The 25,242-nt window shown below is 68.3% G+C and carries 14 protein-coding genes; 7 read left to right on the top strand and 7 right to left on the bottom strand.

Annotated elements, in window-relative coordinates:
• The first annotated feature begins 45 nt into the window (after window positions 1–45).
• The 4 genes from Pla175_RS22545 (at window position 46) to acs (ending at window position 8,234) form a co-directional block, all read left to right on the top strand.
• Window positions 46–3,348: an AAA family ATPase gene (locus Pla175_RS22545; protein WP_145291002.1), complete on the top strand. Its 3,303-nt coding sequence runs from the start codon at window positions 46–48 to the stop codon at window positions 3,346–3,348.
• Window positions 3,349–3,462: 114 nt separating this feature from the next.
• Window positions 3,463–4,626: an aldo/keto reductase gene (locus tag Pla175_RS22550; protein ID WP_197527075.1), complete on the top strand. Its 1,164-nt coding sequence runs from the start codon at window positions 3,463–3,465 to the stop codon at window positions 4,624–4,626.
• Window positions 4,627–4,709: 83 nt separating this feature from the next.
• The gene (locus tag Pla175_RS22555; protein WP_197527076.1) at window positions 4,710–5,999 is read left to right on the top strand and encodes an NAD(P)/FAD-dependent oxidoreductase; all 1,290 of its coding nucleotides are present in this window, start codon (window positions 4,710–4,712) and stop codon (window positions 5,997–5,999) included.
• A 246-nt stretch (window positions 6,000–6,245) separates the two neighbouring features.
• Window positions 6,246–8,234 (top strand): acetate--CoA ligase, encoded by a 1,989-nt coding sequence (gene acs, locus Pla175_RS22560; RefSeq protein ID WP_145291007.1) that lies wholly within the window; start codon window positions 6,246–6,248, stop codon window positions 8,232–8,234.
• Between the two features lie 122 nt (window positions 8,235–8,356).
• On the opposite strand, the gene Pla175_RS22565 is transcribed toward acs, so the two are convergent.
• From Pla175_RS22565 to Pla175_RS22575, 3 genes are all read right to left on the bottom strand, one after another.
• A complete protein-coding gene (locus Pla175_RS22565) occupies window positions 8,357–10,552 on the bottom strand; it encodes a TolC family protein (RefSeq protein ID WP_145291010.1) in 2,196 nt (731 codons plus the stop codon).
• 414 nt (window positions 10,553–10,966) lie between these two features.
• Complete coding sequence (locus Pla175_RS22570; protein ID WP_145291012.1) at window positions 10,967–12,829, bottom strand: hypothetical protein; 1,863 nt, start codon at window positions 12,827–12,829, stop codon at window positions 10,967–10,969.
• A 155-nt stretch (window positions 12,830–12,984) separates the two neighbouring features.
• A complete protein-coding gene (locus Pla175_RS22575) occupies window positions 12,985–14,640 on the bottom strand; it encodes a hypothetical protein (RefSeq protein WP_145291014.1) in 1,656 nt (551 codons plus the stop codon).
• 90 nt (window positions 14,641–14,730) lie between these two features.
• Between Pla175_RS22575 and Pla175_RS22580 the strand changes: the two genes are divergently transcribed.
• A complete protein-coding gene (locus Pla175_RS22580) occupies window positions 14,731–15,219 on the top strand; it encodes a thiol-disulfide oxidoreductase DCC family protein (protein WP_145291016.1) in 489 nt (162 codons plus the stop codon).
• Between the two features lie 8 nt (window positions 15,220–15,227).
• On the opposite strand, the gene Pla175_RS22585 is transcribed toward Pla175_RS22580, so the two are convergent.
• The gene (locus tag Pla175_RS22585; RefSeq protein WP_145291018.1) at window positions 15,228–17,219 is read right to left on the bottom strand and encodes a sulfotransferase family protein; all 1,992 of its coding nucleotides are present in this window, start codon (window positions 17,217–17,219) and stop codon (window positions 15,228–15,230) included.
• 167 nt (window positions 17,220–17,386) lie between these two features.
• Between Pla175_RS22585 and Pla175_RS22590 the strand changes: the two genes are divergently transcribed.
• Window positions 17,387–18,790 carry a sulfatase gene (locus Pla175_RS22590; protein WP_145291020.1) on the top strand — a complete coding sequence of 468 codons (1,404 nt, stop codon included), beginning with the start codon at window positions 17,387–17,389 and terminating at the stop codon, window positions 18,788–18,790.
• 31 nt (window positions 18,791–18,821) lie between these two features.
• Here Pla175_RS22590 and Pla175_RS22595 read toward each other — a convergent pair whose 3' ends face one another.
• The 3 genes from Pla175_RS22595 to Pla175_RS22605 all read right to left on the bottom strand — a co-directional run bounded on the left by Pla175_RS22595 (window position 18,822) and on the right by Pla175_RS22605 (window position 21,330).
• The gene (locus tag Pla175_RS22595) at window positions 18,822–19,397 is read right to left on the bottom strand and encodes a hypothetical protein (protein ID WP_145291023.1); all 576 of its coding nucleotides are present in this window, start codon (window positions 19,395–19,397) and stop codon (window positions 18,822–18,824) included.
• Window positions 19,394–20,410 carry a stage II sporulation protein M gene (locus tag Pla175_RS22600; protein WP_145291025.1) on the bottom strand — a complete coding sequence of 339 codons (1,017 nt, stop codon included), beginning with the start codon at window positions 20,408–20,410 and terminating at the stop codon, window positions 19,394–19,396. Before Pla175_RS22600 ends, Pla175_RS22595 begins: the two co-directional genes overlap by 4 nt.
• 83 nt (window positions 20,411–20,493) lie before the next feature.
• Entirely contained in the window at window positions 20,494–21,330 is an 837-nt protein-coding gene (locus Pla175_RS22605; protein ID WP_145291027.1) for an RDD family protein, read from the bottom strand.
• 256 nt (window positions 21,331–21,586) lie between these two features.
• Here Pla175_RS22605 and Pla175_RS22610 point away from each other — a divergent pair, with 256 nt between their 5' ends.
• On the top strand, window positions 21,587–25,237 hold the full coding sequence (locus Pla175_RS22610; protein ID WP_145291030.1) for a proline dehydrogenase family protein: 3,651 nt from the start codon (window positions 21,587–21,589) through the stop codon (window positions 25,235–25,237).
• Window positions 25,238–25,242: the final 5 nt, after the last annotated feature.

The raw sequence follows: 25,242 nt of genomic DNA on the forward strand, positions 1-25,242 counted from the left end.
GTCCGTGGTTGAAATCGTCACCGCAACCCCCATCCCCCTCGTGCGATGAAGCTCACCGACCTGCACATCGACGGCTTCGGCGTCTGGAACGACCTGCCGCTCAAGCAGCTTTCGCCGCGCATCACGGTCTTCTACGGCCCCAACGAAGCGGGCAAGACGACGCTGATGGAGTTCTTGCGGTCGATGCTGTACGGCATGACCGACTACCGCCGTTGGCGCTACCTTCCGCCGGTGAACGGCGGCCGGCCCGGCGGACGGCTGGGGCTGCTGACCGACGACGGCCCCTTCGAGGCGACCCGCTACGCCGACCGCGGCGACCACGACACCGGCAAGGTGACCGTCTACCTGCCCGGCGGAGAATCGCAGGGAGACCGGCTGCTGCGCGAGTCGCTCGACGCGGTCGACGAGGCGACCTTCAACAACGTGTTTGCCGTCGGGCTGGACGAGATCCAGGAACTCGGCACGCTCAGCGGAACCGACGCCGCGCAGTGGATCTACCGGCTCACCTCCGGCCTCGACCGGGTGTCGCTGTACGACGTCATCCAGGGCCTGCGGACCACCCGCGGCAAGCTGCTTTCCCCGGACGAGAACCGCTCCGAGATCACCCGCCTGACCGCGGAGCGTGAGAAGCTTCAGACCGAGATCGCCGACCTGATCGCCCAGGGCCGCCGCTGGAGCCGGCTGGCGGTCGAGTGCGCAGAACTGGACGAGCAGATCGAGGCGGCCCGCACGGAGCAGAAGCAGTCGGAGCGGACCGCACGGCGGGTCGAGATCGCGATCGGCCTGAAGCCGTTGTGGATCGAACGCGCGAACGTCGAAGACCAACTGCTGGAGTACGCCGGGCTCTATGCGCTCAAAGAGGGGGCGATCGCCGACCTCGACGAGCTCAACGGCAAGATCGAGGAACACCGCCGACAGCGCGACGTGCTGCGCGGGCAGCGGAAGCAGTTGTTGGCGGAGTCCGAGGAGCTGGGGGTGAACCAGGCGCTGGTGCGCAACTGCTGCCGGCTCGACGCGCTCGCCGAGCAGAAGGAATGGGTCGAGTCGCTCCAGCGGCAGGGCGCCGAGCTTGGCGAGGAGGCCAAGCAGCTCGAGCAACGCCTAACCAGCGAGAACAACCGCCTCGCGCGGCTGTGGACCGGCGACCTCAAGCACGCCCCCGACCTCACCCAGGCGATGGTGGACGACCTCGAGCCCCACGCCGTGAGCCTGGCGGCCGCGGAGCGCGAGCTGGACACGGTCAAGGCGGAGCTCGACCTCCGGCGCGGAAGCGAGCAGAAGTACCGCGCCAAGATCGAGTCGACCCGCGCCGCGGGCGACAAGCTGGGGCTGCCGACCGACCTCAAGCAGGCCGGCGACCTGGTGGCCAGGCTGCGTCGCCGCGTGCAGGTGGAGCAGCGGATCGACCAGGCGCAGCGCCACGTGATGGACCTCGACAACCAGTCGCACGAGCTGCTCGACCGGCAGGTGATGCCCATCGAGCTGTTTGCGCTGTTGGGCGGGGTGTTCGTGCTGGGCGTGGTGATGTGCGGCGTGTGGTGGTGGTACCCCACCTCCGCGTTTGGCGAGTGGGGGGGATGGGTCGCGCTGATCGGCATCATGGGCTCGGTGATCTCGCTGCTGGTGAGCTACTTCCTGCACGACTCCGCCGAGGAACAGTTCGACGCGGCGCACCGCCAGCTCGAGGTGGTGGAGCGCCAGCTCGAAGAAGCCAAGCGAGACAAGCAGAAGCTCGACGTCGAGCTGCCGATGACCGACGGCAGCGTGGTGATCCACCTGCAGAGCGCCGAGCGTCACCTGGCCGAGCTCGAGCACATGGCCCCGGTAGAAAACCAACGCCGCGCCGCCGACCAAGAAGTCCTCTCCGCCGAGCAGCAGTACGAATCGGCCAAGCAGCGCGTCGCCAAGGCGCTGGGCGAGTGGCAGGGCCGGCTGCGGGCGCTCGGCCTGCCCGAGAAGCTGCTGGCCAGCGACCTGAAGATCATGGCGGGCCAGTACGAGCAGCTCACCCAGCTCAAGCTCCAGGCCCAGAACCGCCGCGAAGAGATCGATCGCCGGCAACGCGAACTGGCCGCGGTCGAGCAGCGGATCGTCGCGCTCGCCGAAGAGGCGGACCTGGTGATCGAGGAGGCGACCCCCGTCGAGCAGCTCGACGCCCTGCTGAGCGAGCGACGCCTGCAGCAGTCGCGCATCGACCACCGCCAGAAGCTGCTGGACCGCGCACGCGAGATCAAAGAGAAGGAAGCAAAGCACCACAAGTCGGCCGAGACGCTCGGCCAGCGGCGCGAGACGGTCTTCCAGCAGGCCGGGGTGGAGGACGAAGAAGCCTACCGTCGGCTGGCCTCAGACCTCGCCGCCGCCGCGAAGAAGACGGAGAAGCGCGACCGGCTGACCCGCGAGATCGCGGCCGCGATGGGCAAAGCAAGCACCGAAGAGGACTACGCCCCCATGATGGCCGAGGGGGTTATCGGGCGGCTCGAGGGGCAGTGGGAGAAGCTCACGGCCGAGCACGAAGCCATCGGCGCCAAGCTGGACGAGCTGTCCGCCCGGCGGGGGGCCGCGGAACAAGAGCAGAAGGCGCTGGCCGAGGACGTCACGCTCGCCGACAAGCAGCTCGCGCTCGGCTGCGTGGAGACGAAGCTAGCACGCGCCGCGGCCGCCTGGCGAGAGCAGGCGCTTCTGGGCGTGGTGCTGGAGGAGGTCCGCGGCGACTACGAGACCAACCGGCAGCCAGAAACGCTGCGTGAGGCGTCGGAGTACCTCAAGCGGCTCACCAAGGGGCGGTACACCCGCATCTGGACGCCGCTGGCGAGCGACGTGCTCGTGGTGGACAACGACGCCGGCGACTCGCTGCCGGTGGACGTGCTTAGCCGCGGCACGCGCGAGCAGCTCTTCCTCAGCATCCGCCTGGCGCTCATCGCCATGTACGCCCGGCGGGGCGTCGCCCTGCCGATGATCTTGGACGACGTGCTGGTGAACTTCGACGTAGGCCGGTCGCGGATCGCCGCCCAGGTGCTGAGCGACTTCGCCCGCGACGGGCACCAGTTGCTGGTGTTCACCTGCCACGAGCACGTGTGGTCGATGTTCCAGGACCTCGACGTCGACTGCCGCCGGCTGCCCGATCGCTTCGGCGCAGAGGTGGACGTCGAGGAGGCGCCATTCGAAGAAGTCGCAGAAGTCGAGGCCATCGAAGAGCCGGAAGTGTTCGTCGAAGAAGCGGCTGAAGAAGAAGGCGAGGACATCGCCGCCGAGTACGGCGAACTGACGCCCGGCTCGAGGATGCTGGAGTTCGAGTACGGGGCCCTCGCCCCCCGGTACGTGGAGCGCGAGGTGCTGGTCAGCAGCTGAGTCCGCCCCCGGCTCTCACGCGCTGGCCCAGCTCTGGGGGCGCTTGATCGGCCGCGCTCGTGCATCTACCCTCGCGGCATGCAGTACCGCCGCTTCGGACGCTCCGAAATCCGCATGCCCGTCTTCAGTTTGGGGGGGATGCGCTACCAGCAGTCGTGGGACGACCTGCCGTTAGAGGACGTGGAAGAAGAGAACCAGCGGAACCTCGAGGCGGTGGTGCGCCGCGCGTTGGAGCTGGGCGTCAACCACATCGAGACCGCCCGCGGCTACGGCAGCAGCGAGCGGCAGCTCGGCCGGATCTTGCCGACGCTGCCACGCGACAAGATCGTGGTACAGACCAAGATCGCCCCCTGCGCAGACCCCGAGCTGTTCCGGCAGCACGTGCACGAGTCGCTCGACCGGCTCGGCCTCGAACACATCGACCTACTCGGCCTGCACGGCATCAATACCTACGAGGCGCACTGGCACTCGGTGCGGCCCGGCGGCTGCCTGGAGGTCGCCCGCCAGTTGCAGGCCGAGGGCAAGGTCCGCCACGTGGGGTTCTCTACCCACGGCTCCCTGCCTCAAATACTGGACACGCTGCGCACCGACGTCAACGGCGGGTTCGACTACGTCAACCTGCACTGGTACTACATCTTCCAGAACAACTGGCCGGCGATCGAAGAAGCAACGCGTCGCGACATCGGGGTGTTCATCATTAGCCCGGTCAACAAAGGGGGGATGCTCAACTCGCCCAGCGATCGGCTCGTCGAGTTGTGCGGCCCGCTGCACCCGATCGTCTTCAACTGCCTGTTCTGCTTGGCAAGGCCCCAGGTGCACACGCTCAGCCTGGGCGCCGCGCGGCCGAGCGACTTCGATTTGCAGATGAGGGTGCCGCCCCTGCTCGAGGGCGCCGCCAACACGCTGACGCCGATCGTCGCCAGGCTCGACGCAGCGATGGCGGACGCGGTCGGCCCCGAGGTTGCTCAGCGGTACGCCGAGGGGCTCCCCGATTGGCAGAGCGCGCCGGGCTACATGAACTTCAAGACCATGCTGTGGCTCCGCAACCTGGCGCTCGCCTACGACCTCGTCGAATACGGCCAGATGCGCTACAACCTGCTGGGCAACGGCGGCCACTGGTTCCCGGGGCTGAGCGCAGCGGGGTTGGGCGCGATCCCCGACGAAGCGTTCGCCAAAGCAGTAAAGAACTCGCCGTTTGCCGACCAGGTCCGCGGCTGGCTGGAACAGACGCACAGCCTGCTCGGGGGAGCAGCGGTCCAGCGGCTCTCCCAGAGCTGACGGTCGAGCCGCGGATGAAAGCGTATGGCGATCCACAGGCCACCCGCACCCCCTAGTCGGCTGCCCCTGTTTGAGACGACGACATGAGCAACACGCCACGCCCCAAGGTAGTGATTATTGGCGGCGGCTTCGGCGGCATGGCCGCGGCGAAGAAGCTGCGTCGGGTGGATGTCGACGTCACGCTGGTCGACCGCCGCAACTTCCACCTCTTCCAGCCGCTGCTGTACCAGGTGGCGACCGGCGCGCTCTCGCCGGCCAACATCGCGGCGCCCCTGCGGTGGATCTTCCGCAAGCAACAGAACTGCGACGTGGTGCTGGGGGAGGTCGCCGGCTTCGATCTCGATCAGAAGCGAGTGAGGCTGACGGACCAGGAGCTCCCCTACGACATCCTGATCGTGGCGGCCGGCTCCGGGACCAGCTACTTCGGCCACGACGACTGGCCCGCGTTGGCCCCGGGGCTGAAGACCGTGGAGGACGCCACCGAAACGCGGCGGCGTATCTTCTCGGCGTTCGAGGCGGCCGAGCGCGAGGACGACCCCGACCGGCGGCGCGCGTGGCTCACGTTCGTGCTGGTGGGCGCCGGCCCGACCGGTGTTGAACTCGCCGGCGCGCTCTGCGAGATCGCCCGCCATAGCCTGAAGCACGACTTCCGCCGGATCAACCCGGCCGAGGCGCGCGTGCTGCTGATTGAGGCGGGCCCGCGTGTGCTGCCGGCGTTCCCGGAAGACCTATCGGCCAAGGCAGAGCAGTCGCTCCGCCGGCTCGGCGTCACGGTGCGGACCGGGGTGATGGTTACCGGGATCGACGAGCAGGGGGTCGACGTGCGCAGCGGCGACCAAGACGAACGGATCGAGGCGCACACGGTCTTGTGGAGCGCGGGGGTCCGCGCAGCTCCGCTCGCCGATCGGTTGGCTTCCGCGGCGGGGCTGGAGCAAGACCGAGGGGGCCGGCTGGCGGTCGAGCCAGACCTGACGCTCCCGGGCCGGCCCGAGGTGCTGGTCATCGGCGACATGGCCAGCTTCAAGCACGACGGCCCGAAGCCGCTGCCCGGCGTGGCGCCGGTGGCCATCGAGCAGGGCCGCCACGCCGCGGCGCAGGTCAAACGCTTCCTCCGCGGCGAACCGCTGGCGCCGTTCAAGTACCGCGACCCGGGGAGCATCGCCACGATCGGACGCGCCGCGGCCGTGGCCGAGGTTGGCAGGCTTCGCTTCTCGGGGTTCTTTGCCTGGCTCATGTGGCTGTTTATCCACGTGATGAAGATCACGGGGTTCCGCAACCGTCTGCTAGTGCTGATGCAGTGGGGCTGGAGCTACTTCACCTACGACCGCTCGGCTCGGCTGATCACCGGGGAAGACGCCACGGACGGACAGTGAACCCTCGCTAGAATCGCGGGCCAGAACCTACCAGGCCGCCACCACTTGCTTTTCCGGATCGGGCGGTCCAATCCCGTTATCGCCCCCCAACCTGCTCCGTACGCGGCGCCTCACTGCACGCGTGGCCTGCTCGGCGGTTGCCCCCGCCTTCCGACGCCCGGCCCAAGTTTGACAAGTCGGGCGGTCACAAGTGACAATCGCTGCTCTGCTAGTCTGAATTCTCTTGTCGAACCCTCGGGACGATTGATGTCGCAGTCTCACGGCCAGCTCGATTCGGTGATGCACGAGTCTCGCCTCTTTCCCCCCCCGGCAGAGTTCGCGACGAAGTCCCAGATCGGCACGCTTGAGCAGTACCAAGAGCTTTGGAACCGCGCGGCCGCCGACCTCCCCGGGTTTTGGGCGGAGCTCGCCCGAGAAGAACTGCACTGGTTCGAGCCGTTCACCGAAGCCCTGCGTTGGAACGAGCCGGTGGCCGAGTGGTTTGTCGGCGGGAAGACCAACGCCAGCTACAACTGCCTCGACGCGCACCTCGACGCGGGGCGCGGCGAGCGGACCGCCATCATCTGGGAAGGAGAGCCGGGCGACACGCGGACGCTCACCTACGCAGAGCTTCACCGCCAGGTCTGTAAGTTCGCCAACGTGCTCAAGGGTCTGGGCGTGCAGCAGGGCGACCGGGTGTCCATCTACATGCCGATGACCCCCGAGCTGGCGATCGCGATGCTCGCGTGCGCGCGGATCGGCGCGGTCCACTCGGTGATCTTTGCGGGCTTTAGCGCCGAGGCGATCGCCGACCGCAACAACGACGCCGAAGCAGTGATGGTGATCACGGCCGACGCCGCGTGGCGGCGGGGGCGGGCGCTCCCGCTCAAGCAGACGGTAGACGACGCGCTGAAGAAGAGCCCCACGGTCAAGCACTGCATCGTGCTGGACCGCGTGAATGAGGCGGTTCACTGGGAGCCGGGCCGCGACCACTGGTGGCACGACCTGATGCGCGAGGCCAGCGAAGACTGCCCCGCCACGCCGCTGGACAGCGAGGCGCCGCTGTTCATCCTCTACACGTCGGGGTCCACCGGCAAGCCGAAGGGGATCAAGCACACCACCGCGGGCTACAACCTGTTCGTCAAGAAGACGTTCCAGTGGGTCTTTGACCACCGCGACGAGGACGTCTTCTGGTGCACCGCGGATTGCGGGTGGGTGACCGGGCACAGCTACGTGGTGTACGGGCCCCTCTCGGCGGGCGCTGCCGTGCTGATGTACGAAGGGGCCCCCAACCACCCCGCCCAGAACCGGTTCTGGGAGATCATCGAGCGGCACAAGGTGAGCGTCTTCTACACGGCGCCAACCGCGATCCGGGCGTTTATCAAGTGGGGCGAAGACCTCCCCAAGATGCACGACCTCTCGAGCCTGCGTCTGTTGGGCACCGTCGGGGAAGGGATCAACCCGGAGGCCTGGATGTGGTACCACCGCGTCATCGGCGGCGAGCGCTGCCCGATCGTCGACACGTGGTGGCAGACCGAAACCGGCGGCATCATGATGAGCCCCCTGCCGGGCGCCATCGCCACCAAGCCGGGCAGTTGCTGCGTGCCGCTGCCCGGGGTCGTGCCGAAGATCATCTCCAGCGGGGCCGACCTGGTGGCGGACGACCCGAAGCAGCAGGCGGGCGACAAGACCGAGGTCCCTGGGGGCTGGCTCACGATCACCCAGCCCTGGCCCGGCATGCTCCGCGGCATCTGGGGCGACGACGAGCGCTACCGCGAGGTCTATTGGACCAAGGCCCCCGGCCGGTACCTCGCCGGCGACAACGCCCGACGTGACGCGGACGGCTACTACTGGATCATGGGGCGCATCGACGACGTGCTAAACGTCTCGGGGCACCGCCTCAGCACGATCGAGATCGAGAGCGCGCTGGTGTCGCACCCGGCGGTCGCCGAAGCCGCCGCGGTCGGCAGGCCCGACGAGCTCAAGGGAGAAGCGGTCGCCGTGTTCGTGACGCTCCGCAACTCGGCGCCATCGGACGAGCTCCGGCAAGAGCTCAAGCAGCACGTCCGCACGCAGATCGGGGCCCTCGCACAACCCGACGATATCCGCTTCACCAACTCGCTCCCCAAGACGCGCAGCGGGAAGATCATGCGCCGGTTGCTGAAGGACATCGCCGCGGGCAAGGAGTCGGTGGGCGACACCTCGACCCTGGAAGACTACACCGTGCTGGCGACGCTACGCTCCGACGAAGAGTAGCGTCCCCTCGTCGATAGCCGCCGGGCTACGCCCCGGCGGCGGAGCGGCAGAACAACTCCCACCGACGAACGCCGCCGAGCGAAGCTCGGCGGCTACTCGTCGATGAATCAGCGGCACAGCGGCTACTGCATCGCCGGCAACTGGCCGCGCGACGGGGCGTTGTAGGAGACCGGCGTCACCTGCCCCACCCCCTGCGGCGTCTGCTGCGATGTCGGGAAGCCCTCGGCCGGTGTCGGAACCGGGTAGGCGTTGGTAGGCGCCATTTGCGGGGCGTACTCCATCCCCGGCGCGTATTGGGGCATCGGGCAACCGTCGGTCGTGCATCCGGCGCCGGTGTTCTGGTCGTAGACGCCCCGGCTCATCACGTTCGGACGGGTGAAGCCGTAGTCCAGTTGCAGCGCGGCGTCTCTCTGGCGGGCCCGACGCATCGCGTCGAAGTACGCCTTGCCCGGCCAGGGGCCTTCGGCGAGGTAGACGCCGTTGTAGTCCAGCAGCGATCCCTTGCGGTAGTGAACCTTGGAGACCGACAGGTTGTAGTCCACCAGCGAGCGGTAGTAAGCGGTTTCTGCCTCGGCCCGCCGCTGCTGGGCGTTGAGCAACAGGTCGAGCGTCAGCCGGCTGGCGTCGTAGGCGGCCTGGGTCGCTTCGACGTCCCGCTCCGCCGCCACGCGGCGGTTGAAGTTGGTCTCGGTGAGCCCGTAGTTGAGGTCGAGGTCGCGGATCGCGTCTCCCAGTTGGTGCGAAACTTCCAGCTCTAGGTCCTGCAGCAGGGCCCGCTCACGAGCAAGCGCCAACTGATGGTGACGGATGGTTGAAAGTTGACGGCGGAAGCCGATCGGCACGCTCAACTGCAGGCCGAGCTCCCACTCCTGGAACTGACCGTCGGTGAGCACCTCAAAGGCGTTCGATCCGGGGGCGTTGGGCGGCAGGCCGGTGCTGCTGCCGATCAAGTCGTCTCCCAGGCCCCGCCAGCGGTAGGTGCCGGTGGCGTCAAGCCGCGGGAGCAGCCCGTTGCGGGCGGCGATCAGTTCAAGCTCGCGCTTCTTGACCTCCCACTTCTGCTTGCGGACCTCAACACGACGCATCAGCGACTCGGTGTGGATGCCGTCCCAGTCGAACGCGACCTGCGCGGTCGTGGGCTCGTCCGCCGGGCGGATCAGGCGGCCGTCGGACATCGACAGCCCCATGATGAACCGCAGCCGGCTCTCGGCCCGGTACAGGTCCGTGAGGCCCTGCTCCACCAGCGCCTTGAACTGGAAGTACTGTGAACGGGCCTGGGCCTCGCGGTCCGCGCTGCCACCCTTGGCGCCCTCGTCGAACAGGGCCTTCACCTTCTTCCAGGTCTCTAGGCCGCTGTCGCGTCCCGTCTTGCGCGACTCGAGGTCGCGGTAGGTGAAGTAGAGCTCCCAGTAGGCGGCCTCGACGTCCCGCATCAGGTTGCGGACGCCACCCTCGAAGTCGGCCAGCGACTGGTCGGTGCGGATGCGGGCGATCATCACGCCGTCAAACGGGTTGGTGATGTTGGCCGCGTACTGTTCGAACGACTGCGGGCCCGCGATGCGGTTGTACTGGGCGCCGGAGCCCTGCAGCAACGGGTGGCGGAAGCCGGCTTCGAAGTTGCTCTGCCAATCGCTCGGGTAGGCGCGGAACGTGCCCAACGGAGGCGTCGGGGTGTTGTTCCACTCGTAGTTGGTGTTGTTGCGGATCGAGACCTGGCTGCCCACGGCGGTCGTCTTGGTGATCCCTAGCGTGCCGATCCCCTGGTCCTGCTCGAAGTTGGCCGGGAAGATGGGGTTGGCCAAGCGGTTCTGCGGGGTGTCGTTCTTCCGCCAGATGATGCTTGAGTCGAGCTGGGCGTCAAACTCCGACAGGGCCGCCTCGACGCCGGTGCCGCCGAACGCCGAGCCGAAGGCCGAGCCGGTGGCGGTCTCCACCAAGGCCGGGTCGTAGGTGGTGGTCACCGCCACGGAGCTGACCAGCGTGCGAGAGATGGTCTCGGGGGCGTTCTCGATCGTCCGCCCGCCGAGCTGCCGCATCACCTGGCTGTTGCACAGCGTGATGCGGGTGGCCTCCTCGAGGGTGAGGTCCCACATCTCGTAGTTCTCCGCGTTGCGGAGGGTGAGCGGGGCCCGGGCGCTGGTCACTTCGTCGAGCTGAGGCTCGTGGACGTCCGGGTACTCGATCTGCGTCGCCACATCGAGGTAGTGCGACAGGTCGCCGTCTTCAAAGAAGTAGAACGGCTGTGTGGGGGCACATCCCCCGGCGAGGACCGCGCCGCAAAGGACGACGGAGATCTGAGCCCGCAGTTGGCGTTTCATGGCGGAGCGTCCCTGAAGGAATCGACGGCGCCCGCCGCACGGGCGGCAGACGTTCGGGCGATCTAGGCTTCTGAGTTAAATGGGGCGGCGCGCCTTGCGGCTGCCAGTCCCCCTACAACGGCTCCCCCCGGGCCGGCGCCCCGCACCAGGGAGCGGTCACGTAGTGACCGCGCCCCCGGATAGGGCAATCAGCACAATTGGTATCGTCGACCTAACCGGCAGACTTTGACAAAACCGCCAGAAAGATTGCTAGCAGCAGAGGAGAATGACTCACCGCTGACCCAGCGAGGGCCGCAACCAGAGATCATCAGCCGCCGAGCTACGCTCGGCGGGCCGCGTGGGAGGAGGCGTTTGCCCTGCTCCGCCGCCGGGGCGCAGCCCGGCCGCTATTGGGCGCCAATCCTGTTGGGACCGCTAAAACGCTTGCCACGAGGCGGTCGCCCAGCCGTCGCCCAGCAGCACGCTAGCAGTCCGCAGGCCGCGGACCAAGCCGGCCGGCTGGGAGAAGTTGATCGAGTCGATCTCGACCACGTCGAGCGAGTCGCCCAGCGACTCCTCGATCTCTTCGATCATGGCGCCCCGCTCGGTCAGCGGCTGGCCCCGCAGGGCGAGCCCCGATTCGGGGTCGAACCCTACCGGCAACGGATCGACCTTTCCTTGCCGGACAAGAACCCAGCGTCCGTCGACCGTGTCGGGCGTGAAGCGGAACGTGAGGTCCCAACCGCGGAACACGCGGCTGCCGACATCCAAGAGCGACAGGTGCAGCGTGGCCGCCAGCACGTTGTCTTGCATCCGCACCGACAGCGGCCTGACCTTCCGCAGGGTCATCTTCCACGGCCGGAACCCCTGGGCGTCGAGCGTACGCGCCGGGGCCTTGGTGAGGGCATCTTCGATGGCCTTGGGGAGCCGGCGGTCGATCTCGACCGGCGCGTCGTGCGAGGCCTTCTCGATGGTCGCCCCCGCTAGCATCACCCCGGCCAGGTGCTGGACCGCGGTCTCGTGCAAACGAGCAGTCAGGTCGCCGCTGCTCGCGGCCGAAGGCGGGGGCCCCGCCGCGGCAAACTGGCCGCGGTCCGCCACTACCAACCGGGCGGAGAGGTGCGTGCCAGACGTGGCTAGCTCGACCCGGCGTGGCGTGGCGTGGCGGCGCTCGGCGGGGCGGATCACCGCGTCGTCGACCTGCTTCCGCGCGTCGCGGATCCTCAGCAGCAGGTCTTCGTCGAACCGCTCGGCGATCCGTTCTTCGGCCATGACGGCCGACTGGCGTTCGGCCGTCGATTTTTGTTCCGCCACGCGCCGGCGGGCGATCTTCTCCACCAGACGCGTCCCCAAGCCGCCGCCCACTTTCGTGACCGAACGGGTCTGCGACCGGGTCGTGGCGTCGGCGTCGGCCGGGAACACGAGGAACGAGTCGTAGCCGAACTCAACCAGCTTCTGCGACTGGAACTGGGTCTGGCTGGAAGAGCGGATCGCCACCGGGCCGTTCAGGCCGGTGGTGCTAGCATTGACGATCCCCGCCAGCGTGAACTGCACACGCGCCGTCCCCAGCGACGGGGCCGTACGCAGCGTGATTTGCGCGTCGGTGCAGCCCGTTCCAGAGATGCTCGTCCCCAAGATGCAGTCGCGGATAACGGTCGGCTCACGGATGGGACGCTGGGCCAGCCGGTTCAGCAGCGGGCTGGCGGCCTCGACGTAGACGTTGGCGGCGCCAAACTCGCGGCGGAACGCATCCACCAGGGCCTCGGACCGCCCCAGCCCCGCGATGAAGTCGATCCGCCGCTCGATCTCGAAGCTCGATTGATACGAGAGGTCTGCCGGCTTCTTCGCCAGCTCCTTGGCAAGCCGTGCCATCTCCTTTTGGATATACTCGCGCTGCGACTGGGCGTCGAAGCTGTTCTCCAACAGGGCCAGGTCGACGTACCGGCGTAGTGCTATCGCCAGCGCCCGCAGCGCCGGCTGCTCGAGGCCCGGCGAGCCATCCGTGAGGCGGTCGTACGCCGCGTTCAGGACCGCCAGCTTCGAGCGATCCGCGGCGAGCTCGGCCCGCACCTCGGGCAGGCCCAGATGGCGCCGCCACCCCTCTCCGAAGGCGCCGGCGCCGAGCATGGCGTTAACGCGATCGACCCCCTGCAGCGCCGCGTCACGTGCCTCTCGCACCTCGGCAGCGGTGACCGGGCGGAACGCTTCTCCGGCCGCACGCGCCAGGGCGGGCAAGTCGCTCGCAGCTTGTGCGGGAAGCGTTGCGGGACCGGCCACGAGGGCGGCGGAAGCCAACATGCAGAAGCAGGATCGGTGCACAACAGCCAATGCGTGAGAATGCCGATTGCGTAGACGGGGCAAGCTGCGATCTTAGGGCGTGACCGCGGCTTCGTCTACGTTCGGGCGGCGCGATGCATTGCTGGCACGGGGCCGCGGCGCGGCGCCGAGGCGTGCTAGGCCCCCTCGCGCATCAAGCGGAAGTACTCTTCGGCGTGCTCTTTCTGGCTGCGGTTGAGCCGCTCGCGGGCCACGGGGTCGGCCGGAGCGAACTCGCCGGCCTGCATCTCTTGCTTGACCTGCTCGGCCACCTCGCCCTTGATGTTGGGCCCTTCGACCATGCCGCCGAAGGTGGCGGCCCCCTTGCCCGGCGTTTGGCGGACCCGCGTGTCGCGGAAGTTGGTCGGGTTCTTTTCGTCGGGTCGGGGCCCGGCGCCCTGCCCTTCGCCCATCCCCATGCCGGGCTTCTCGCCCATGCCCTGACCGCCGGCCATCATGCCCCCCATGCACTGCTCGCAGCCGGCGCCCTGGCAACCGGGGCAGTTCATGGCGTTCTTGGCGGCTTCGATCTGCTCCATCGTCTCGGCCAGCATCTCCATCTCGGCGGCCTGCTTGCCTAGCTCCTTGAGCTGCTCGGCCATCTGTTGCATCGCCTCGGCGGCCTGCTGGGGGTCGCCCTGCTTGAGCGCTTCGGCGGCGTCCGCCATCTGCTGCGCCATCTCGGCCATCTTCTGCATCTGCGGCGCCGATTGCTGTAGTTGCTCGAGCTTCTGCTGCAACTCGGCGGCCTGCTCGAGGTTGCCCTTGGCGCGTTGCTGCTCTACTTCCTGCTTCAGGTCGTCCATCGCCTTCTTGTGAGCCTCGGCCGCGCCGGCCAGCTTCTCTTGCATCTTCTCGAGCTGCTTGCCCAGCTCCTGCTGCTTCTCCTGCGACATCTCTCCCTTGGCGAGCTGGTCCTGCATCTTCTTCAGCTCGTCGAGCGCCTTGTTCCACTCCCCTTTGCGCATCGCTTCGGCGGCCTTGTCGCCGGGGCCTTTGCCCAGCTCCTTCATCGAGTTGAGCTGATCCTGCAACGCCTGCCGGCCACCCAATTCGGCCTTGCGGCGTTCTAAGTCTTTCGCCAGGTCGTTCAGCTTGACCATGGCGTCTTTCTTCGCCGCCCCTTCCTTCTTGGCGAGCTCGTCCACCCCCTTCTCTACCTGCTTGAGCAGCCCGGTGGCGTCCTTCAGGTCGCCCTTTTCTGCCTCGGCACGCTTCTTGGCGATCTTCTCGCGGAGCGATTTAGCCGCCTCCTTGGTCTGCGCTGCCTCGATGGTCTTCGCAGAGGGAGCGGCCCCCCCCTCCGCCGCGCGGTTGCCGACCAGCATCAAGGCGAAGACGAGCGCCGCGGGAACCAACGGCGCCCAGGCGTGCCGCCCCAGGCGGACACGGAACCGCTCGCCGATCTCGATCCGATCGATCTGCCGCGCCGCGTCTCCCACCAGCGCCGCGCCCGCTTCGGTCTCTTGATCCGACTCCGAGAGCGACATGCAACTTGCGACCCGCTCCCGCAGCTCGAACCTGCGGTCGATCTCTTGTGCCGCATCGAGCCGGCTCTGACGCCAAACGGCGGTCTCGACCGCGGCCAGCGCCAGCGCTAAAGCGACCGCGCCCCCGACCCAGGCCTGCGCCCACCAAGTGGGGAGCGGCTCGATGACGAACATCTTGGGCGCCGCCACGGCGACGGCCGCCACGCACAACGCGGCAAACAACCGCCAAACCAGCCGGCGCAAAAACTGCTCGGTCACTAACCGGCGATGGGCCCGAGAAACCTGTTCGATCAGTTTTTCCATCGCAAGACTCGCATGCAAGCGGTAGCAGCCGACGGGTTACGCCCGTCGAAGTCCATAGGACAACCCAAAGCCACGGCGTATTATAGACCTATGGACGACTCCCGTGCAGCAACCGTTCCCCCCCCGGCCAAAGAATCGTGCGTCCGCCAGGGGGCCGATAGCCCGCTGGCCGGCCCCGAGGACCGCCCAACCGCCGATATCGTGCTGTACGACGGAGAGTGCAACTTCTGCCGGGCCCAGATGCAGCAACTGGGCTGGTGGGACTGCCAGGGGAAGCTCGCCTATCTGTCGATCCACGACCCCCGGGTGGCCCAGCGGTGGCCCGATTTGTCGCTCGACCGGTTGCGGCAAGAAATGTGCATCGTCGATCGCTCGGGCGACCGCCACTGGGGCGCGGACGCCGTGCGCTACCTCACCCGCCGGCTCCGCCGGCTGTGGTGGCTGGCCCCGGTGATGCACTTCCCGGGATCGATGCTCGTGTGGCGGCCGCTGTACCGGCTGGTGGCGCGAAACCGCTTCCGGCTAATGGGCCGGAGCGTCGACTGCTCCAGCGACGCCTGTTCCCTGCACCAAAAGTAGGGCCCGCCCTACGCGGCGCGTCGATCGGCCGTTTCGCAGTAGCCCCACATCTGCATGTAGGAACCCAACGCGACTTCAACCGCTTGGCGGTCGGCCTCGTTCAGCTTCGACGGCTTGTTCTTCTGGTAGCCAGCGATCGACTGAAGGTAGCTATCGAGACGCGCTCGGTAGGCGTCGGTCATCTCGAGGCCGAGCTGACGGTAGAGCCGCTCGATCTCGCCGACAGGGTCGCTCTCAAGGTCTTCAAACCGCACCGTGGCGTGCTGGTCGCTGGCGAGTGAGGCGGCGCCGGCGTAGTGGTCGTCCATCATCTGGGCGTAGTGGTCGACAAAGCGGGTGGCGTAGTTGTCCTCAGGCGCCGGGTCTTGCAACTGGAAGACGACGAGGCCTTGTTCGGCGAAACGCCTGTTCGAGCGCAGCACGTCGTGCGGGTTGCGGACGATGTGGATGTAGCGCGCCCCCGGGAACAGGTCGTGCAGCATATCGATCCGGCCGGTGTTGGCCGGGTTCTTCAGCAGGGGCCGACGCCCGTTGAGCGCGGTGAGCTTGCGGAGGAACAACCGGTAGTGCCGGCGCCAACGGACCCGCTCGGCGCCGTCGAAGCCGGCGCTCCGCCAGTAACGGTTGTGGGCGCCCACGCGCGGGAAGTTGAACGACCAGTAGGGCGACGGGCTCCCCATCGCGGCCAGCGCGAACTCGTCTTCTTGCGACGAGAAGGGGGTCATCTGCACGGAATCCATCGGACGCCGCCACATCAGGAAGGGGATCATCAACAGGGTGGTCAACCACCCCGTAAGGAACCCGTGCGGGTTGAACACCTCGTAGTTGCGCGGCGAGCGGAACTGCGGGTCGAGCGCCAGCAGGTTGTGCAGGTGGGTCGTCCCGCTGCGGTTGACCCCCACCAAGAACAACGGGTCCTGAGGCGTGTGACGCAAGAGAAGCGGCGCCAGCATCCTTTCCGGCAACGCCAGCACCGTGTTGACCGCAGACGCCGCCAGCGAGAACGCCAGCCTCGGCAGGTAACGCAGGTCGATGCGGCAGCGGGCTTCGGCCAGCAGCCTCACCCAGCGGTCGATCGGCGTGAGCTGCACCAGGTTGCTGAACGGGTTGGTGCGATGGAAGCCGGCCGCGGCTTGGTCGTCGGTGTTGGCGACGCGCTCGCCGCGGAGCCAGAGGATCGCCACGGCGCCGACGAGGACAGCCGCCATCAGCAGCCACAACGCGGGCGCCTGGCGGGGGTCGTTCAGCGGCGCCATCCAGGGCGACATCGGCGCGTCGGGCGAGAACGCTAGCAGGTCGAGCTTTGAGATCACTTTCCGCGGCATCAAGCAGCCCGCGAGCACGCCCGAGGGGAGTGTGATGCTCCCGGAGATCATCCGCAGCACGCCCAGCAGCGAGGCCAGCATGAACATGCCCACGAACAGCCGTTGCCCCTCGGCGCCGAGCATGCCGTCGGCCCGGCCCAGGGCGCACGCCGCGGCAAACAAGGCGGCGGGCACAACGACCGCCGACCACCGCGACCCGCCCCGCCGCAGCATGCCGAGCAGGCAGCCGCAGAAGATCAGTTGCTGGGTGACCGCCAGCGGGATCGCTAGCACGGCGTCGAGGCCCGCCTCGGCCGTGCGGCCCGCGGTGATCCCCGTGGTCCGCAGCGAGTAGACCCCAGCCAGCGCCGCGACCGCGCAGTAGGCCAGGTAGACACAGGCGCCAGCGGCGGCGCCTTGGGCGAACTTCATCCGCCAGTTGCGTTCGATCACCAGCCCGTACTCGGCCAGCGGGCGGCCCTCGGCCGCGATCATCCCCAGCAGCACGACCATCGAGACGACGATCAGCACCGTGCTGCCGGCGTTGCGATCCAGCAACGAAAAGTGCACGCCCGCTACGGCGGCGGCGCCCTGCATCGCGGCGCCCAACGCCGCGACCACGGCAAATAGCGCCAGCAGCCGCACAAGCGGCGGCGAGGCGACGAGGTTGCGTGAGAGACGGTCGAAAAAAGCCACGTTGCGCCTTGTGGGTGCGTGCGAGCAGTCCTCCCCCTGCTAGACGCGATCGGCAACCGACCCCGGGCCGATTGAATCGAATACGCAAACTTTGACGGTTTGTGCGACAATCGATACGCTGGCGCCGACTGCTGGCGTTACCTCCGTTGGATCAGAGCAAAACCACGATGCGACTCTCCCTGTTCTTGCTGGCGGTGCTGGCGCCGGCCGTGACGGGCGCCGCGACGCAGCGTCCCAACGTGCTGATGATCGCGGTCGACGACCTCAACGACTGGGTCGGCGCCCTGGGGGGGCACCCGCAGGCCCGGACGCCGGCCATGGACGCCCTGGCCCGGCGCGCCACGGTCTTTACCAACGCCCACTGCGCCGCGCCTATCTGCAACCCATCGCGGGCCGCGTTGTTTACGGGACGGCTCCCCAGCTCTACCGGCATCTACCACCTGGCGCCCCTGCTGCGCGGATGCGCCTCAACACGACACGCCCTAACGTTGCCGCAGTACTTTGCTCTACAAGGTTACCGCACCCTCGCCGCGGGTAAGCTGCTGCATACCGCAGACGGTTCGGAGTTCCAGACCTACGCCGGCACTTTCGGCGGCTTCGGCCCGGCGCCTGAGTCTCCCATCAGCTTCGGGGTCTCCCACCCCCTGTGGGATTGGGGTGCGATGGAAGTCGCCGAGGGCCGGATGCCCGATGAACGGATCGCCGCCTGGACCGCGCAACAGCTCGAAGAGCTGCCGCACGATCGGCCCTTCTTCCTGGCGTGCGGCTTCTACAAGCCCCACGTGCCCATGATCGTGCCGCAGCGGTGGTTCGACCTCCACCCGCTGGAAGAAGTGCTGCTCCCACCGCACCGCCGAGACGACCTGCGGGACGTTCCGGGCATCGGGCTCGACCTCAGCTACAGCGCCGTGGCGCCGCGGCACGAATGGATGGTGGAGAACCGCCAGTGGCGCCACGCCGTGCAGAGCTATCTGGCGTGCACCAGCTTTGTGGATGCGCAGGTTGGAAAGGTGCTAGCCGCTCTCGAGGCGAGCCCTCATGCTGACAACACGGTGGTGGTGCTGTGGAGCGACCACGGCTTCCACCTGGGGGACAAAGAGTGCTGGGGCAAACGGTCGCTGTGGGAAGCGACCACGAAAGTAGTGCTCATGATCGATGCGCCCGGCACGCCGCCGGCACGCTGCGATCGGCCCGTGGGGTTGATCGACCTGTACCCCACGCTCTGCCAGTTGTGCCAGTTGCCAACCGTCCTGGGGCTCGACGGGCACGACCTATCCCCGTTGCTGTCCGACCCCAAGCAAGACTGGCCCTGGCCAGCGCTGACGACGTTCGGGCAGAACAATCACACACTCCGCTCTGACCGCTGGCGGTACATCGAGTACCAAGACGGCAGCCGGGAGCTGTACGACCACTGGGCCGATCCGCACGAGTTCGACAACCTGGCGGACGAGCCCCGCTACGCAGGAGTCGTCCGCGAGCTCCGCCGAGCGCTCCCCAAGACCAACGTTCCTATGGCGCCCGGGAGCAACCACACCGACGCGCGGCCCGGTTCGGCGGTCGATATCGACTGATCCCCCGTGCGCCGCGTGGCCTCACGCGGCGCTAGTCGCGGATCGGCACCAGCTTGGGCGCCGGGTAGCGGTCGCCGCGCACCACGCCGAACTCCGCCACGAGCTCAGCGAATGAGAGCGTGAGGAACGCGTAGAGCGACTCCGGCGGGTCGAGCGCCAGCCACCCGCGCGCCAGGCCCGCCGCGTGCGCGTCGAAGGCCTGCTGCGAGGCGCCGTGGGCGTAGCAACGCCCTTCGTGGCGGCGGAGGTCGCCGTCGAAGAGGGGGCCGACGTGCCACAACTCGTGGACGATGGTGATCAGCTTCTCCTCGAACGGCAGGTCGAGGAACCTCGGGAGGTAGAAGTTCAGCAGGTACAAGCACTCGACGCCGCTGGGGTTCACGATCCGCTGGCACTGGTACTTCCGGCCCCGGACCGCGCCGATGGTGCTCCCCGCCTCGAACCGCAGCGGCGTCAGCGAGGCCTGGATGCCGTGCATCACCCGCTTGCGGGCCTGACGGAAGCCGACGGCGACCCGCTCCATATCGATATGCGACAGGTCGGGGATCCGCCGCGTCATGTCGACGCACACAGACCGTGCCGCGGAAGTGAAATCAAACTTCTTCATGCCTCGCCCCCCCCGGCTCCTGCCGGCGTGTCCTCTCCCCGATCCTCTTCGGGAGCGGCGCCGCCAAGCACTAGAAAATAAAAGAGCAACAGCAGCGTGGAAAGCACCGAGACCAAGGCCTTGACCTCGTACGGCGCCGCGGAGGGCGAAAGGAACCCCTCGATCAGCGCGGCTAAAAAGAACAGCAGCACGCCAGCGAACATGGTGGGCATCGCTTCTCGGCTAGCGGCCAACAGCGACTCGCGCCGCGAGAGCCCGTGCGTGTCGACCAGCGAGAAGCCCATCCGCATGCCCGCGGCGGCGGACAGCACGATGGCGGTCAACTCGAACGGCGCGTGCGCGGTGACGAAGGTGAAGAAGTTGTCCCCCTGGGGGGTCATCGCCATGTGGCCAAACAGGGCGCCCAGCACCAGCGCATTAAACAGCGTCTCGAAGATCCCGCCGATCCCGAACACCAGCCCCATCACGAAACAGCGCAGCCCGATGCTGGCGTTGTGCCAGAGGTAGAAGCCCGCCATGAAGGTCTCCCCCCCCGTGGCGCCGAACTTGATCCCGTCGAAGCTGTCCTCGGTCGACTGGATATGCTCTGCCCCCAAAAGCGACTCGGCGTAGCCGGGGACGGGCGAGAAATCGGTCGCCAGAAAGGCCGAGGCAATAAACCCGCCCCAGAACAGCCCGAGCGCAATCCGCAACGCACCGTCGTGGAAGAGCCGGCGCGGGGTGTCCACGAACAGCTCTTTCCACCACCCGCGGGCCTCCAGCCCGCGGCTCCGGTAGAGCTGGCTGTGCGCGCGGCCGACCAGACGGTGCAGGTAGCGAACGATGTCGGAGGGAAACTGGTGGGCGTCTGCCAGCGCGAGGTCGGCGCACGCGGCCCGGTACAGGCCGGCGAACTCGGCCCGCTGCGTGGCGGTGAGCGTCCGCGCCGCCGACGAGCCCTCGAGCTGGATGCAGATCACGTCCAGCCGGCGCCAGTCGGGAGACCGCTGTTCGATCCGTTGGGAGACTTTCATCGCAGCGTCACGGCGTGAGTCGGACGGCGTCCGAGGGGGCGATTCGTTTCATGTGCCTGGCGCCCGGCAGACGCCCCCATAGCCTAGCCCGATGCGGCAAGCGCCTCGGCAGGACTCGGGGCGTCTTGTTCGCGTTGGTCGTGGAACGTGCGGACGTAGAGCGCGCACATCAAGAGGTCGTGGTCCGTGTCGGCGCCCAAGCGAAACCGCTCCGTCAACGGCTCGCCCAAGTGCCGGGCGATCTCCGACCGCCGGGCGGGCCCGAAGTACCTGCGCCGGCTGCTGTAGTGCGCAAGCGCTTTGGCCAGCGAGGTCGACGCGACAAAGTTCGCGGGGATGGCCTCGGCCAACGCGTAGACCCGGCGGTCCTCCAACTCGATGGCGGCCGACAGTCGCGAGCGGTCCTCCACCACCACGATCGTGTTGCTCACCAAGTCGCCAAGCCGCTGGTACCGCGGGGTGAGCGCCATTGCGCCCAGGCCGAACAGCAGCGTCGGCAGCTCGATCACGTTCGGCAGGATCGGGAGGAACGGCGCCATGTCCAGCAGCTTCACAAAATTGCGGAGCGTGGCCTGTGAGGCGGTCACCGGCCGGCCGTCGCCCCCCAGCACGCGCAGGCCGAACATCCGCTTGCCGGGGGTCTGTCCGTTCCAGGTCGCCTCGAAGAAACCCCCGTAGAACCATTGCAGGAAGAACCAAACCACCAGCCCGACGGAGAACCCGAGCCCCCACAGGCCGGCGGCGCCAAACGCAAGCACGGCGACCATCGTGCAAGCCACGACCGCGACCACGCAGATCGAGAAATCGACCAAGTAGGCCGGCGCGCGGGCAAACGGGCCGGCGATCTGGTACTCGAACGCAATGTTTTCGGGCGTGACGATGCTCAATCGAGAGTCGAGCTGCGCGGCGTCTCGAGGCATCAGTGCTGGTAGCGTTGGGTAAGCGGCGGTCGTAAGTGTAGGATTATCCGCGCTCGGCCCACGCGCCGCAAGCAACGGCGCTCACCCGCTGCGTGAACCGGTCTGTGTGAGCCGGGCCGTGTGAGCCGGGCCGTGTGAGCCGGGCCGTGTGAGCCGGGCCGTCCCCGGCCCCGGCGCCGCGAGAGTTTCGCTCTATCGAGCCTTGCCGGGGGCGGGGACGCCCCGGCTCGCGCTATCAACGCTAGAATCGATTGCTATGACCAAGGCTACCCGCGAACAACTCGAGTCCGTACTCAGCAACCACGGTGGGGGCGATCCGATTGCGGCGGCGCTACATATCGCTCGTCGGTTGCAGCAACGCGCCGCTGAGCTGCAAACGCCCCCAGAACGGCGGCAGCAGGCCGAGCTCGACCGCATGATGCAGAGCCCGGGGGACAAAGCCACGCTGGTCGAGCTGACCGACCAGGCGTTCCGGTCGAAGCAGCCCCCGCGGGCCGCCGACCAGATGATCCACTTGCTCGACGTGCAGGGGGTGCCGCGGTTCTTCAGCCCCGTAGAGCGCGGCCTGCTAGCGGGCTTCCAGACGTTCGGCGCGTACCTGCCCGGCGTGGCGATGCCGCTGGTCAAGGAGCACATGCAGCAAGAGACGGCCAACGTGGTGCTGCCAGCCGAACGCGAGCACCTCAAGAAGCACCTCGACGCCCGCCGGGCCGAAGGGGTGCGGATGAACGTCAACCACCTGGGCGAGGCGCTGCTCGGCGAGGACGAGGCCGAACGCCAGCTGCGCGGCTACCTGCAAACGCTGCAGCGGCCAGAGATCGAGGTGATCAGCGTCAAGATCTCTACGCTCTACTCCCAGATCTCGCCGCTGGCCCGCCGGCACACGGTAGCGGTGCTGGCGGACCGGCTCGAGCTGCTGTTCCGCGCCGCCGCCAAGGGACGCTTCACACGCGCCGACGGGTCGGTGGTCCCCAAGTTCGTCTACCTCGACATGGAGGAGTACCGCGACCTCCGGCTCACCGCCGAGGCGTTCATGACGACGCTCGACCGGCCCGGGCTCGACGCGGTGGCCGCCGGCGTCGCCCTGCAGGCGTACGCGCCCGATTCGTTCGGCGTGCAGCAGCAGATCAACGCCTGGGCCCGCGAGCGGGTCGCCCGCGGCGGCGCGGCGGTGACGATCCGCATCGTTAAAGGCGCCAACATGGAGATGGAACGCGTCGAGGCGAGCCTCCGCGGCTGGCCCCAGGCGCCCTACCGAACCAAGCCGGAAACCGACGCCAACTACCTGCGCATGCTGCACGAGGGGCTGCGGCCCGAAAACATTGCCGCGGTGCGGCTGGGGGTGGCGTCGCACAACCTGTTCACGCTGGCCTACGCGCTGGTGGCGGCCCACCGCGCGGGGGCGCTCGACCGCGTGCAGTTCGAGATGCTCGAAGGGATGGCCAACCACCAGCGGCGGGCGCTGTTCGAGCTCGACCCCAACCTGCTGCTGTACGCCCCCGCCTGCTCGCAGGACGAGTTCTTGCACGCCATCTGCTACCTGGTGCGGCGCCTCGACGAGAACACCGGGCCGGACAACTTTCTTCGGCACGCTTTCAACATCAAACCCGGCAGCGAGGACTGGCGCCGCTTAGAGCAGCAGTTCGTCGATTCGGTCGGGATGATCGGTTCGGTGAGCGACCGGCCCCGTCGGACCCAGGACCGCCACACGCCCCCCCAACACATCGACGACGGCCCTTTCGCCAACGAGCCCGACACCGACTTCGCGCTGCCCCACAACGGCGCCTGGGCCGAGGCGATCGTGCGGCGCTGGGCGCCGCTGCACGGCGCCGCGGCCGCCGACGTGGCGCTGGTGGTGGCGGGCGACGTGATCGACAGCGACCGTGACCTGCGTGAATCACGCGACCCCTCGCGGCCCGGCGTAGTGGTTTCCCGCTACCGCCAAGCCACCGCGGACGACATCGAGCGGGCGGTCGCCTGCGCCGCGGCCGACCCGAGCGGCTGGCGCCGACGGTCGCCGGCCGAGCGGTCGGCGACGCTCGAACGGGTCGCCCGAGAGCTGGCCGCGGCGCGCGGCGACTTGATCGGGGTGATGCTGGCCGAAGCAGGAAAGACCGTGCTGGAAGGGGACCCGGAGGTCTCCGAGGCGATCGACTTCTGCCGCTACTACGGCCGCTGCGCGGTCGACTGGGCCCAGACGCCCGGCCTGTGCGCGGGGCCGGGCGGGGTAAGCGTGGTGGTGTCTCCCTGGAACTTCCCGCTGGCGATCCCCTGCGGTGGCGTGGCCGCGGCGCTCGCGGCGGGCAACACGGTGATCCTCAAGCCGGCCAGCTACTCGGTCTACACCGCCTACCTGATGTGCGAGTGCTTCTGGCGGGCCGGCGTGCCGCACGCGGCGTTGCAGTTCGCCCCCTGCCCCGGCGCCGATGTGGGCGAACGGCTGGTGACGCATGCCGGCGTCGATCACGTGATCCTCACCGGCGGCACCGACACGGCCCGGCGGATGTTGGCGGCCCGCCCAACGACGCGGCTGTTCGCGGAGACGGGGGGCAAGAACGCCACGATCGTAACGGCGCTGGCGGACCGCGAGCTGGCGATCTCGCACGTCATCCAATCCGCCTTCGGGCACGCGGGGCAGAAGTGCTCGGCGACGTCGCTGCTGATCCTCGAAGACGAGGTCTACCACGACGCCGCGTTCCGCGAGCTGCTGCGCGACGCGGTCGAGAGCTTGCGGGTGGGGAGCGCATGGGAGCTAGAGACGCGGATGGGACCGCTGATCGCGCCCCCGGCGGGCGACCTGGAGCGCGCCCTCAAGGAACTCGAACCGGGCGAGTCGTGGGGGGTGCGCCCCTGGCTCGCGCTCGAGGAGAACCCCTGCCTCGTGAGCCCCGGCGTGAAGTGGGATGTTTCCCCCGGGAGCGTCACGCACCGCACCGAGTTCTTCGGCCCGCTGCTGGGCGTCATGCGGGCCCGCGACCTGCACGAGGCGGTCGCGCTGGTGAACGCCACCGGCTATGGGCTGACCTCGGGGCTCGCGAGCCTGGACGACCGCGAGCAATCCGAGTGGCGTGCCGAGGTGCGGGCGGGCAACCTCTACATCAACCGACCGACAACCGGAGCTATTGTTCAGCGGCAACCCTTCGGCGGCATGGGGCTGTCCGCGGTTGGGCCCGGCATCAAAGCCGGCGGGCCGAACTACGTGGCGCCCTTGATGGCGCTCGTCCCCGCCCCGTCGCCCGAAGCGACGCGGCTCGGCGCCGAGGGCCCGGGCCCATCGGCGCCTCTGCTGGAGCTGCTCGACTCGCTCCGCGCGGCGGGCGAAGTCTCCGAGGCCGAGGCTACTGACCTGACCGCGGCGCTGGCCGACTACGAGTGCTGGGCCCAGACGGAGTACCTCGAGACGCACGACGACCAGCGGCTGATCGGTCAAGACAACCTGCGTCGGTACCTGCCGCTCCCCGTGCTGCGGGTGCGGGTCGACCCCGACGACTCGGCGGTCGAGCTGCTGGCGCGGATCGCCGCCGGGCGGACGCTCGATTGCCGCGTGGTCGTGAGCTATCCCGCCGACTTGGCGGGGGATCTGATGCGGCTGGTACAACAGGTCGACGAAGCCACCGACGCGTGGGGCGCGGCCATCGAGTTTGTCGAAGAATCGGACCGAGAGCTCGCCGCGGTGATCGCCGCCGGCGAGTCGGGCCGGGTGCGCTACGCGTCGCCGAGCCGCGTTCCGATCGCGGTGCAGGACGCGGCCGCCCAGTCGCTGGCGTTCATTGCAGACGCCCCCGTGACGCTATGCGGCCGGCTCGACCTGCTGTGGTGCGTCCAAGAACAGAGCGTCTCGTTCGACTACCACCGGTACGGCAACCTGGGGCGGCGCGCCGGCGAAGACCGCGCGGCCGTGCTGTGACGCGG

It is taken from the genome of Pirellulimonas nuda (assembly GCF_007750855.1).
GTDB classification, from domain to species: domain Bacteria; phylum Planctomycetota; class Planctomycetia; order Pirellulales; family Lacipirellulaceae; genus Pirellulimonas; species Pirellulimonas nuda.